Source organism: Streptomyces angustmyceticus (assembly GCF_040701845.1).
In the GTDB taxonomy this organism is placed as follows: Bacteria; Actinomycetota; Actinomycetes; order Streptomycetales; family Streptomycetaceae; genus Streptomyces; species Streptomyces angustmyceticus_A.
Genome location: NZ_JBFBHQ010000033.1, coordinates 18,298 through 30,414 on the forward strand (window position 1 = coordinate 18,298; position 12,117 = coordinate 30,414).

Here is a 12,117-nt window from a genome sequence, read left to right on the forward strand (position 1 = left end):
AAAGTCTGACGCCGGGGCCGGGACGCTGGCCCCGGCGCCCACGAGGTGTTCGAATCGAGGGGTGACCAAGGACGCGAACCGGCCCCGCGCGGCGGGCGGCGAGGACGGGCACGGCACCCCCGTGGGCCGCCGTGTGGTGCTCGGCATGCTCGCCGCCGGTGCCGCGGGCGTCGCCGCCGCCCCCTTCCTGCAGAGCGCCTACGACAGCACCCTCGGCGCCGCCGCACAGCGGGACCCCACCGGCCTGACCGGTCTGCTCCCGGGCGGCGGCGGATTCCGCTACTACTCCGTGTCCGGCTCCGTACCGGCGAAGGACGCACACACCTACCGCCTCACCGTCGACGGCCTGGTCCGCCACCGGACCGCCCTGAGCCTGGCCGACCTGCGCCGGCTGCCGCAGACCCGGATCGTCCGCGACGTCCAGTGCGTCACCGGCTGGCGGGTGCCCGCCACCCCCTTCGAGGGCGTACGCCTCTCCGTGCTCCTCGACGCCGCGGGCGTCCGCCCCGAGGCCGGGGCCGTCCGCTTCACCTGCTTCGACGGGGCCTACAGCGAGTCCCTCACCCTCGAACAGGCCCGCCGCGACGACGTCCTGGTGGCCCTGCGGATGCAGGACAAGCCGCTCGCCCACGCCCACGGCGGCCCGGTGCGCCTCTACGTCGCGCCCATGTACTTCTACAAGTCGGCGAAGTGGCTCTCCCACATCACCGTCACCGACCAGGTCCGGCCCGGCTATTGGGAGAACCTCGGATATGACGTCGATGCCTGGGTCGGCCGGTCGAACGGACGCGACGATGCCCCGACCGCCTGAGGACCGGCCCGGACCGGCCCCCCACCGCCCCCGCGTCCGCCGCTTCACCCCCGCCGAGCACCGGGTGCACCGCGCCACCGCCACCCTGATGGCGGTCTGCGTCCTCACCGCGGGCTGCCTCTACCTCCCCTTCCTCGCCGAACTCGTCGGCCGCCGCCACCTGGTGGTCACCCTCCACGAATGGTCCGGCCTCCTGCTGCCCGTCCCCCTGCTGCTGGGTCTGGGCTCCCGCGCCCTGCGCGCCGACCTCACCCGCCTCAACCGCTACGGCCCGCACGACCGCCAATGGCTGCGCGCGGCACTGCGCCGCCGCGGCGGCCGCCCGGCCGGCAAGTTCAACGCCGGACAGAAGCTCTACGCCGCCTGGATCGCCGGCGCGGTCCTGGTGATGCTCGGCACCGGCCTGCTGATGTGGTTCCCCCACCTCGCGCCGCTCCTGTGGCGCACCGGTGCCACCTTCGTCCACGACTGGCTCGCGCTCGCGGTCGTCCTCGTGATTTCCGGCCATGTCGGGAAGGCCTACGGCGACCCCGAGTCCCGCCGCGGCCTGCGCACCGGCACCGTCGACGCCCAATGGGCCCGCCGGGAGCATCCGTTGTGGGCAGCACCGGGGGAGGACGACGGGGTGACGGGGGAGGACGGAAGCGGGGACGGCGGCGGGCACGCCGCCGACCGCGGACCGCGGCCGGCTGCCTGACGCCGGCGAGGCACGTTTTTGCGCCGGATTCCCGGCGGACCGCCGCCCGGGTCCCGCACGCAGGCGCCCATGCCCCATGATCGGCGTACGGCGGTGCCGTGCACCGACGAGGGCCAGCGGATTCCCCGTCGGGGGCGGCCGGTTGCCCGTACCCGCTGCTGTTCCCCTGCTCCCCGGAAGAAGGACGACAGACATGGCACACCGCGCTCTCCTGGTGATGGACGTCCAGCGCGACATCGTGGACATCGTGGATGCCGGTTCCGGGTATCTGACGCGCCTGCGCAGGGCGATCGACGGGGCCCGGGCGGCGGACATCCCGGTGATCCACGTGGTCATCGGGCTGCGTCCGGGCAGCCCCGACGTCGGCCCGGGGAACCGGGTGCTCACCGACATCGTCCGGCGGGGCCTGTTCGCCGAAGACGCCCCCGGCACCGGCATCCACCCCGACGTCGCACCCCGGGCCGACGAGATCGTGGTCACCAAGAGGCGGGCGAGCGCGTTCTCGGGCAGCGACCTCGACCTGGTGCTCAGGGCGCGCGGGATCGACAGCCTCGTCCTCGCCGGCATCGCCACCAGCGGGGTGGTGCTCGCCACCCTGTGCCAGGCCAACGACATGGACTTCGGCCTCACCGTCCTGACGGATGCCTGCCTCGACACCGACCCCGAGGTGCACCGGGTCCTGACCGAAAGGCTGTTCCCGCAGTGGGCCGACGCCCTCGCCGTCGACGACTGGCTCACGACCCTCGCACCGTGCGAGGCCGTCCGGTCCCCGGGGCGGGGCCCGGCGGCGCCCCGGCCATGACGAACGCGCCGCCGCCGGGCGGGCCGCCGAGAGCCGCCACCGGCGCCGGGCCGCTCGCGCCGCCGCCGGCGCGAGCACGCTCACGCCGCCGGCGATTCCCCCTGCGGCTCCGCCGCCGGCAGTTCCACCTCGAAGCGGCAGCCCGAGCCGGCGTTGCACACCGTGGCGCGGCCCTCGTGGGCCTCGACGATGCCGCGGACGATCGCCAGGCCCAGGCCGGCGCCGCCCTTGCCGTCGGCGCGCGGGGTGCGGGCCGCGCCGCCGCGCCAGCCGGTGTCGAAGACCCGCGGCAGGTCCTCCGGCGGGATGCCGCCGCAGCCGTCCTCGACGGCGAGCACCACCCGGCCCTGCTCGTGCCGCGCGCTGACCGCGACGGTGCCGTCGGCCGGCGTCGCACGAATGGCGTTGACCAGCAGATTGCCCAGGACGCGGGTGATCTGCTGGGCGTCCACCCGTACCGGCAGCGCGGCGACCCCGCCGTCCACCAGCCGCACCCCGCTCGCCCGCGCCAGCGGCCCGGCCCCCGCGAGGGCGTCGTCCACCAGGTCGTACACCGACACCCGCGACAGCGTCAGGGCCAGCGCCCCGGCCTGGATGCGGGAGAGTTCGAAGAGGTCGTCGACCATGGCGGCCAGCCGGTCGACCTCGATCCGCATCCGTGCGTGGTAGCGCGCGGTGTCCTCGGCGACCCCGTCCTCCAGGGCCTCGGCCATCGCCCGCAGCCCGGCGAGCGGGGTGCGCAGGTCATGCGAGATCCCGGCGATCAGATCGCGCCGGGAGGCGTCCAGCGCCCGCTCCCGCTCCCGTGCCTCGGCGAGCCGCCCGCTGGTCTCCTCCAAGGCCCGCGACAGCGCGGCCAGTTCCGCGGTGGGCGGTACGGCAGGCGCCACGAAGCCGCCCTCGCTGCCGACCGTACGGGCCGCGCGCGCCAGCTCCCGGCTGCCCGCCGCGATCCGCCGGCCGAAGAGCAGCGCGGCCGCCAGTGACACCACCCCGGAGACGGCGACCACGGCCATCACCACGCCCAGGTCGTGCCCGGACAGGAACATCGCCTGGGCGACCGCCACCGTGCCCGCCGCCATCGCGGCCACCGCCAGCACCGCCACCGCGAACAGCGACAGCGCGACCGAGCGCCGCCGCAGCACCCGTACCGCGGGCGCCGCGAGCACGCCCGCCAGCGCCGCGCCCAGCGCCGCCAGCGCCACGATGACCAGGAAGTCCGTCACAGGAACGGACCGCCTTCCAGCAGCGGGCCGGGCTCCGGCGGAAGTGCGTCCTCCCGGGGGTCGAAGCGGTAGCCCGCACCCCAGACCGTCGTCACCAGCCGGGGTGCGGCCGGGTCCTCCTCGATCTTCTCGCGCAGCCGGCGCACATGCACCGTGACCGTGGACAGATCGCCGAACTCCCAGCCCCAGACCCGGGCCAGCAGCTCCTCCCGGGCGAAGACCTGCCCGGGGTGGCGCATCAGGAACACCAGGAGGTCGAACTCGCGGGCGGTGAGGGAGAGTTCCCGCCCGCCGCGGTCGGCGCGCCGGCCGCCGGGGTCGGCACGGAGGTCTCCGGCCCGCAGGACGGCCGAGGGCGCGGCGGCCGGCGGCGCGGACTCCGCGCGGCGCAGCACCGAGCCGATCCGCAGCACCAGCTCCCGGGGGCTGAACGGCTTGGTCACATAGTCGTCGGCACCCAGTTCCAGCCCGAGGATGCGGTCCGCCTCCTCGCCGCGGGCCGTCAGCATCACCACGGGGACCGCCGGGCCGTCGTCGGCGCGCCGCAGCCGGCGGCAGACCTCCAGGCCGTCGATGCCGGGCAGCATCAGGTCGAGCACGACGAGGTGCGGACGGAACTGAGCGGCCCGGTCGAGGGCGGCGAAGCCGTCGGCCGCGTGCTCGGTGGTGTAGCCGGCGCGGGAGAGGTAGCCGGTGACGACCTCGGCGACGGTCGGATCGTCCTCGACGACCAGGACACGGCGCGGCGGCCCGGTCAGCGGGGCGGGGGCGGGTGCGGAGGGTGGTGTCGGTCGGTGCACGGGGTCAGCGTGGCCTTCCCGGGAGGGGCGTGAGGGTTCCAGCCAACACCAGTACGGGCGGCGGCGGGCGGCCCGGCCCCCTTGCCGTAAGAATCCGGTAACCGCCGGCGGTGTCTTCCGACGGCGCGGCGGGCGGCCGCTTTGCGGGGCGCGGGCGGTCCGGCCCCGCCGGCTCAGCTCTCCAGCCCCTCCCGTACCCGCCGCGACACCGTGATCGCGTACAGGTCGAGGACGCCCGGAGGTTCCGCCAGGCCGGGGCCGCCGGCGCGGATCCACGCGGCGATGTCCGCCAGCGCGTCGTCGTCGTTGACCAGCCCCAGCCAGACGGGGCGCCCGCCGGCCGCCCGGCCCGCGGGCGACGGCTGGACCACGACCACGTTCGCCTGGTCGCAGACGTCCAGGCACTCCGAGGCCCGCACCGGCGCCGCGCCGTCGAGCGCCGCGCGCAGCCGCGGTATCTGCCCGGCGTGGTCGACGCCCGGGATCTTGGCCGCGTCGCCGCAGCAGCAGCCGCGGCACACGGTGACCCGGCACGGGGTCGCGGTGGCTGCCTTTCGGGCAGGCTTGCTGGTCATCCGGCTCATGCTACGGGGCCGCTGTCGAGGCTCCGCGCCGGGAGGGGGACGTGCGCAGGGCCCTCGCGCCGGGGCCGCGGCGGGCGCGGGGAAGCCGGTGCGTACGGGGGAGCGGCCCGGCACGGGGCGAGCACCCCGCCCTCCCGGCAGCGCCCCCGCCCTTGCGGATTAGGAACCCGGCCCCGCGGGATAGACATCCGGCATGCCCCAAACCGAGTCCCACCCCCACCCCGGTTCCGCACCCGAGGCCGCGATACCCGGCCCGGCCGGTCTGCCCGTGCTCGGCTCGATGTTCGATCTGCGGCGCGACTCCCTCGGCACGTTCCTGAACGCCCGGCGCGCGCACGGCGACGTGGTGCGGCTGGAGGCCGGGCCGCCCGGTCTGCGCAGTGTGTTCCACGCGGTCTTCGCGCCCGAGGGCGTACAGCAGATCCTCGCCTCGCAGGCCGCCAACTTCCGCAAGGACCACCCGCTCTACGAAGAGGTCCGGCAGTCGTTCGGCAACGGCCTGCTGACCAGCCAGGACGCCGACTACCTCCGGCAACGGCGGCTGGTGCAGCCGCTGTTCACCAAGCGCCGGGTCGACAGCTACGCGGCGGCCATCACGACCGAGGCCGGCGCCCTCGCGGACCGCTGGCGCACCGCGGAGGGGAGCACCGTCGACCTGGTCCCCGAGATGAACCGGCTGGCGCTGCGCACCGTCGCCCGGATCCTGTTCGGCCTCGACGCGGCGGCGGCCGAGGACGCCTTCCACCGGTGCGCCCCGGTCATCAACGCCTATGTCGTACGGCGCGCCTACGCCCCCGTGAAGATCCCCCGCGAGTGGCCCACCCCGGGGAACCTGCGGGCCCGGGCGGCCACCGACGAGCTGAACGCGCTGTGCGACCGCATCATCGAGGACCGTCGGGCGGCGCGGGGGACGGCCGGAGCGACGGCGGACGAGGGCGACGACCTGCTGTCCCTGCTGGCCGCGGCCGGCAACGACGAGGACGGCTCCCTGGACGCGACCGAGGTCCGCGAACAGGTCCTGATCTTCCTGCTGGCGGGGCACGAGACCACCGCGACCTCCCTGGCCTTCACCCTCCACCTCCTCGCCCGGCACCCCGAGGAGCAGACGCGGGTCCGCGAGGAGGTCGACCGGGTGCTGGGCGAGGGCACTTCGACGGCCGCCGACCTGGACCGTCTGCCGTATCTGACGCAGGCGCTCAAGGAGTCCATGCGGCTGTACCCGGCGGCGCCGGTCGTCAGCCGCCGGGCCGTGGCCGCCACGGAGATCGGCGGATACCGCATCCCGGCGGGCGCCGATGTGGTCGTCGCGCCCTGGGTCACCCACCGCAGCCCGGAGCTGTGGGAGGACCCGGAACGCTTCGATCCGCGGCGCTTCGCGCCCGAGCGGGAGGCGGAGCGGCACCGCTACGCCTGGTTCCCGTTCGGCGGCGGGCCGCGTGCCTGCATCGGGCAGCACTTCTCGATGCTGGAGTCCGTGCTGGCGCTGGCGACGCTGCTGCGGGCGTACGAACTCGACGCCGTGGACGAGGAGGTGCCGGTCGCCGCCGGGATCACCCTCCAGGCGACCGGCCCGGCCCGGGTGCGCCTGCGCCCGCGGCACGGAGCCGCCGGATAGCACCCGGGGACGCCGCACCGCGCGGCGGGACGGGGACACCGCACCGCGCGCGGGAAACACAAACGCAACGAAAATAGCGTTTGCGTTTCCGCGGCGTCCCCCGTATCGTCGATCGCGTCCCATTGCCGCCGATCGGAGAAGGCCGTTGCTCGTCTGAGGTCCCGAGACACCGCGCCCGCGACGGTGATCCGCCCTGCGCTCCCGGAATCCGGAGCGGCGGATCATGCCTCGCGCGGCCCGTCCGCGACCTCGGCGTACCTACGGCGTACCCGACGCACACCGGCGTTCCGATGACGCGGTGTCTCCCAGCGCACACCCCACCTTTCTTGCGCCCAAGGAGACCCCTGTGTCCATGTCCCCCGCCTCCGCGTCCTCCGCGGCCATCGTCTGCACCGGCCTCGGCTTCGCCTGGCCCGACGGCAGGCCCGTCCTGGAAGACCTCCCGCTGGCCGTCGGCCCCGGCCGCACCGGCCTCGTCGGCCTCAACGGAGCCGGAAAGTCCACCCTGTTGAAGCTGATCGCGGGCGAGCTGACGCCGACCGCGGGAAGCATCAAGGTCGCCGGCGAGGTCGGCTACCTCCCGCAGCACGCCCCGCTCGACACCGGGCTGCGGGTCGACGAGGCGCTCGGCATCGCCGCGGCGCGCGCCGCCCTGCACGCCATCGAGGGCGGCGACGCGAGCGAGGAGCACTTCACCGCCATCGGCGACGACTGGGACGTCGAGGAGCGCGCCCGCGCCACCCTCGACCAGCTCGGACTGCCCGGCCTCGACCTCGACCGCACCCTCGGCGAGGTATCCGGCGGCGAGTCCGTCCTGCTGCGGCTGGCGGCCCTGATGCTGCGCCGGCCGGACGTCCTGCTGCTCGACGAGCCCACCAACAACCTCGACCGGCCGGCCCGGGAGCGGCTCCACGCCGCGGTCACCGGCTGGTCCGGGGTGCTCGTCGTGGTCAGCCACGACCGTGAACTCCTCGACCTCGTCGACCGGATCGCCGACCTCCGCGACGGGCGGATCCACTGGTACGGCGGCAACTTCAGCGCCTACGAACACGCCCTGGCCGTCGAACAGGAGGCGGCCGAGCGGACGGTGCGGGCCGCCGAGGCCGACGTCCAGCGCCAGAAGCGCGAACTCGCCGACGCCCACGTCAAGTTGGCCCGCCGGGTCCGCTACGGCAACAAGATGAACGCCACCAAGCGCGAGCCGAAGATCGTCATGAACGAGCGCAAGAGGGACGCCCAGGTCTCCGCGGGCAAGCACCGCATCCTGCACACCGAACGCCTCAAGGAGGCCGAAGAGCGCCTCGACGAGGCGGCCGAGGCGGTCCGGGACGACGACGAGATCCGTATCGACCTGCCGCACACCGCCGTCCCGCCGGGCCGCACGGTCCTCACCCTGCGCGCCCTGCGCACCCGTTACGGCGCCTCGGCCGAGCTGGACGTGCGCGGCCCCGAACGCATCGCGCTGACCGGCCGCAACGGTTCCGGCAAGACCACCCTGCTGCGGACCGTCGCCGGCGAGATCCCGCCGCGGGAGGGCACGGCGGAAACCCATGTCCCCCACCGCTTCCTGCCCCAGCGGCTGGACGTCCTCGACCCGGCGCTGACCGTGGCCGAGAACGTCGCCCGCTTCGCCCCGGACGCCACCAACAACCACATCCGCGCCCGGCTCGCCCGCTTCCTGTTCAAGGGCGCCCGTGCCGACCAGCAGGCCGGCACGCTCTCCGGCGGCGAACGCTTCCGCGCCTCGCTCGCCGCACTGATGCTGGCCGAGCCGGCCCCGCAGCTGCTGATGCTCGACGAGCCGACCAACAACCTCGACCTCGCCTCGGTCCGCCGGCTCGTCACGGCCCTGGAGTCCTACGAGGGCGCGCTCCTCGTCGTCAGCCACGACCTGACGTTCCTCCGGGACCTCGGCATCACCCGGTGGCTCGCCCTGGAGGACGGTGAACTGACCGACATCGCACCGCTGTAGACGGACGGGGCGGGGGCATCCCCCGCCCCGCCACCCGCGACGGCCGCCGCCCCGCCACCCGCGACGGCCGCCGCCCCGCCACCCGCGACGGCCGCCGCCCCGCCACCCGCGACGGCGGCCCCCGCCCCGCGTCAGCTCCGCGGCCGGGGAAGCCGCGGGGCTCCGGCCCCCGTGCCGAACAGCTCCAGGGTCCGCCCGCACTGCGAATGCAGCGGCACCGGCAGCGCCGCGGGAGCGAACCAGGCGAGGGCGTCGAACTTGTGCGGCTCGCCGAGCGTCACCGCGTCCGGCGCCACCCGTACGGCGAAGACCACCGCGACCCAGTGCGAGTCGACCGGGTCACCGCGCAGCACATTGCGCACCCCGATCTGCTCGATGCCGAGCGGCCGTACCCCGTACTCCTCGTACACCTCCCGTGCCACGGCCGTCTCGAAGGACTCGCCGAACTCCAGCGCCCCCGCGCCGCAGTCCCAGGTCCCCGGCTCGTCCCGGGCCCCCGCGCTCCGCCGGGCCAGCAGCACCCGCCCCGCGCCGTCGTGGCACACGAACACACAGGACACTTTGGGCCCCGCCACCGTCATGTCGTCCGCCCCTCTCAGAAGTGCCGCAGCAGGTCACCGAACGCCGACAGCCGCAGCACCTTCTCGTCGGCGGGATCGAGTTCGTCGTGCTCCAGGACCCAGGTGTGGTCGTGCGGGATGAACACCGCGTTCAGACCGGCCGAACGGGCGGGCAGGATGTCCGACTTCGGGGAGTTGCCGATCATCCACGCCGAGGCCGCGTCCAGGTCATAGGTGCGGATCAGCTCCTCGTAGGCGGCGGTGTTCTTCTCCGCCACGATGTGGACACCGCGGAAGTGGCCGCTCAGCCCGGAGGCCGTCACCTTCCGCCGCTGCTCCTCGGTGTCGCCCTTCGTCAGCAGCAACAGGTCGTGCCGCCGGGCCAGCTCGGCCAGGGTCTCCGCGACCCCGGGGAGCAGCTCCACCCCGTCCCGGTCGAAGGCCGCGGCCCATCCGGCGATCCGCGCCGACTCCTCGGCCGTCGCGGCCCGGCCCCGCAGGCGCGCCACGCACTCCCCGAGGCTGTGCAGGAACACCTTGCTGCCGTATCCGAGGGTCGGCGCGTTCGCCGCCTCGATCCCGTCGAGCACGGCCCGCACCGCGGCCCGGTCGAGTCCGGGGCGGACCATCCACTCCACGAACTCGTCGATGACCCGCTCGAAGACCACGTTGTTCTCCCACAACGTGTCGTCCGCATCGAAGATCAGCATTCGTTCGCCAGCCCCTCTTCCACTCCACCGACCGGCGCACCTTAGGCACGCCAGGCGGCCTTCCGCACCGGAAATTCCGCGGGAAGGGCGAGCCCGGCCGCGGGGGAGCGGTCACCGGCCGTGGGGGAGGGGCTCGGCCCGCCTCACCACCAGCGGAGGTACGACAGCAGCCGCAGGACCTCCAGGTAGAGCCAGACCAGGGTCATCACCAGGCCGAACGCGACATACCAGGCCCACCGGTGCGAGGCGCCGGACTGCAAGAAGCGGTCGGCGGACTCGAACCCCACCAGGAGGAAGTAGGACGCGGCGGCGATCGCCAGCAGGCTGACGACGATCGCCGGGCCGCCGCCGTCCCGCAGCCCGAGGTCCGCCCCGAACCCCCACGACGCGACCAGGTCCGCCAGGAACAGCACCAGCAGCCCGCAGGCCGTCCCGACCGCCCAGCGGGTCGCCTTCGCACTGACCCGGACCAGCCGTGTGCGGTAGGCCGCGAGCATCCCGGCGAAGATGCAGCCGGTGCCGATGACGGCCTGGGTGCCGACCCCCGGCGCCAGCGCGTCGAAGAACCGCGTCGCCTCGCCGAGCACGATCCCCTGGGCCGCCGCGTACAGCAGCACCAGAGGGGCGCCCGGCCGCGGCCGCAAGGACAGGTGGAGCCCCAGGCCCAGGCCGGCGAGCACCGCGGGCAGGGCCAGGAAACCGACGTCCAGGAAGACCGCGAGGAAGGCGCTCACCACGAGGACACCCAGCACGGCCAGGGTCTTGACGACGATGTCGTCGAGGGTGATCGGTCGGTCGGCCGCTGCCGGGGCCGCACCGGACGCGCCCGGTGCGGCCGGCGCGACCGCACCGTCCAGGGTCAGCAGGTTACGGATCGCGGGGTTGCTCGTCGTGGGCACCGGCCCTCCCGGAGGGATCGAGTGAGGTGCACAACTCTTCGTTGTCCCAGCATAGTTGGGAAATTCGGGGAATTCCTCACTCCACCTCGACCACTCGCCGCGACCCCGGCACGCTCGCCCGCAGCGCCGCCGTCACCTCCGGCACCGCCGGAAACACGCTGTCCGCGCCGGACGGCGGGGCGTAGGGCAGCGCCGTGCGCAGATGGTCGCACCACGGTGCCGGCACCGTGACCGGCCGGCTGATGCCGGTCAGCACCACGCACTGGACCGCCTCTGCGCTGTGGTCGCGCAGCGCGGACCGCAGCCGGCCCGGCAGGCCCAGACGCTGCGGCACCGCGGTGTTGAGCAGTCGCTCGCCCAGACCCTCGCCCTGCGCGGAGAGATCACTGCCGCGCAGCCGGTGGACGGTGTCCCGGACGGCCGGATACTGCTCCGGCGTCACGCCCCGGCAGCGCAGCACGACCACGGGGTGCGGCTTGCCCTCCACCTCGCAGGCGACGTCGAACGACATCCGCCGCTTGAGGAAGCCGTAGCGGACCTCGTTGATGACCTGCAGATACTCGTCGGGCTTCGGTCTGCCGGTCTCCGGCGGCGGTTGGCTGTGCAGGCCCGCGAGCTGCTCGCCGACCGTCACCGAGCCGGTGAACAGCCGCCGCATCCCCATGGCCACCGCCTGCTGTTCGTACAGCTCCAGCCAGGCGGGCAGCCGGCTGACGCTGGTGAGGTCGGGCGCCAGCCGCGCGGCCTCCTCCGCGTGCTCCCGCGCGTCCCCGCGCAACTGCTCGCCGAGCAGACCGATCCGCCGGCGCAGCTCGATCAGCGCCAGCGCGTCGAACTGCGCCGCCCCGTCGGCGTCCGTGCGACCGCCGACGCCCTCCAGCAGGCCCGCGAGGATCTGGGTGGGGGCCGCGTCGGCCGGCCACTCGCGCCGCCGGGCCAGCTCGGTCAGCCGGTCCCTCGCGTACGGGGTCAGCCAGGCCCGGTCCTCGACGAAGCCGCCCCAGTCACGGGACTCCAGGCCGTGCCGGGCGGCGAGCCGGGGGAGCCGGGCCAGCAGCGCCAGCAGCAGCAACTCGGCGTCGTCGATGCCGTCCTGGTGCGGCCCCGTCTCGCGCAGCGCCTGCGCGAGCTGATGCGCGTCGAAGAGCGTGGCGAACACATCGGACTCCGGGCACCCGAGCAGCTCCGCCAGCAGCGGCTGGGCGGCGGGCCCGACCAGCAGGTGCAGATGCCGTCCGGTGAACACGGCCGGCAGTTCGGGCGGGGTGAAGGCGGCCCGGATACGGGCGGCCAGCTCCGCCAGCCGGCCCTCGGCCGCACCGAACCGGTCGATGCGGTGCAGCAGATCCTGGGCGGCGAAGTTCCCCAGCGCCTTCTCCGCCGCCGCCCTCGCGCGGTCCGAGGTCCGCACCATCCACACGACGTACAGCTCGTTGTCCAT

General features: G+C 74.6%; 12 protein-coding genes. 5 read left to right on the top strand and 7 right to left on the bottom strand.

All coding sequences use genetic code 11. The features are described from left to right. Nucleotides 1-61 precede the first annotated feature (61 nt). From AB0411_RS34955 to AB0411_RS34965, 3 genes are all read left to right on the top strand, one after another. Nucleotides 62-811, top strand: coding sequence for a molybdopterin-dependent oxidoreductase (locus AB0411_RS34955; RefSeq protein WP_366421268.1), 750 nt, complete (start codon nucleotides 62-64; stop codon nucleotides 809-811). After that, entirely contained in the window at nucleotides 795-1,508 is a 714-nt protein-coding gene (locus tag AB0411_RS34960) for a cytochrome b/b6 domain-containing protein (RefSeq protein ID WP_366421269.1), read from the top strand. The genes AB0411_RS34955 and AB0411_RS34960 overlap by 17 nt, the downstream gene beginning before the upstream one ends. 193 nt (nucleotides 1,509-1,701) lie before the next feature. After that, nucleotides 1,702-2,310, top strand: coding sequence for a cysteine hydrolase family protein (locus AB0411_RS34965; RefSeq protein WP_366421270.1), 609 nt, complete (start codon nucleotides 1,702-1,704; stop codon nucleotides 2,308-2,310). 80 nt (nucleotides 2,311-2,390) lie between these two features. On the opposite strand, the gene AB0411_RS34970 is transcribed toward AB0411_RS34965, so the two are convergent. The 3 genes from AB0411_RS34970 to AB0411_RS34980 form a co-directional block, all read right to left on the bottom strand. After that, the gene (locus AB0411_RS34970; RefSeq protein ID WP_366421271.1) at nucleotides 2,391-3,536 is read right to left on the bottom strand and encodes a sensor histidine kinase; all 1,146 of its coding nucleotides are present in this window, start codon (nucleotides 3,534-3,536) and stop codon (nucleotides 2,391-2,393) included. Next, nucleotides 3,533-4,336: a response regulator transcription factor gene (locus AB0411_RS34975; RefSeq protein WP_366421272.1), complete on the bottom strand. Its 804-nt coding sequence runs from the start codon at nucleotides 4,334-4,336 to the stop codon at nucleotides 3,533-3,535. The genes AB0411_RS34970 and AB0411_RS34975 overlap by 4 nt, the downstream gene beginning before the upstream one ends. Before the next feature lie 173 nt (nucleotides 4,337-4,509). Next, nucleotides 4,510-4,920, bottom strand: a complete 411-nt coding sequence (locus tag AB0411_RS34980) for a (2Fe-2S) ferredoxin domain-containing protein (protein ID WP_366421273.1) — start codon at nucleotides 4,918-4,920, stop codon at nucleotides 4,510-4,512. A gap of 193 nt (nucleotides 4,921-5,113) precedes the next feature. On the opposite strand from AB0411_RS34980, the gene AB0411_RS34985 reads away from it, so the two are divergent. After that, complete coding sequence (locus tag AB0411_RS34985) at nucleotides 5,114-6,535, top strand: cytochrome P450 (protein ID WP_366421274.1); 1,422 nt, start codon at nucleotides 5,114-5,116, stop codon at nucleotides 6,533-6,535. Between the two features lie 352 nt (nucleotides 6,536-6,887). Continuing rightward, the gene (locus AB0411_RS34990) at nucleotides 6,888-8,507 is read left to right on the top strand and encodes an ABC-F family ATP-binding cassette domain-containing protein (RefSeq protein ID WP_366421309.1); all 1,620 of its coding nucleotides are present in this window, start codon (nucleotides 6,888-6,890) and stop codon (nucleotides 8,505-8,507) included. 131 nt (nucleotides 8,508-8,638) lie between these two features. Here the strand turns inward: AB0411_RS34990 and AB0411_RS34995 are convergent, their stop codons facing one another. From AB0411_RS34995 to AB0411_RS35010, 4 genes are all read right to left on the bottom strand, one after another. Further along, nucleotides 8,639-9,058 carry an NUDIX domain-containing protein gene (locus tag AB0411_RS34995; RefSeq protein ID WP_366421275.1) on the bottom strand — a complete coding sequence of 140 codons (420 nt, stop codon included), beginning with the start codon at nucleotides 9,056-9,058 and terminating at the stop codon, nucleotides 8,639-8,641. Nucleotides 9,059-9,102: 44 nt separating this feature from the next. After that, nucleotides 9,103-9,777 (bottom strand): HAD family hydrolase, encoded by a 675-nt coding sequence (locus AB0411_RS35000; RefSeq protein WP_366421276.1) that lies wholly within the window; start codon nucleotides 9,775-9,777, stop codon nucleotides 9,103-9,105. 143 nt (nucleotides 9,778-9,920) lie between these two features. Then, nucleotides 9,921-10,676, bottom strand: a complete 756-nt coding sequence (locus tag AB0411_RS35005) for a Bax inhibitor-1/YccA family protein (RefSeq protein ID WP_366421277.1) — start codon at nucleotides 10,674-10,676, stop codon at nucleotides 9,921-9,923. 76 nt (nucleotides 10,677-10,752) lie between these two features. Further along, on the bottom strand, nucleotides 10,753-12,117 hold the full coding sequence (locus AB0411_RS35010) for a hypothetical protein (RefSeq protein WP_366421278.1): 1,365 nt from the start codon (nucleotides 12,115-12,117) through the stop codon (nucleotides 10,753-10,755).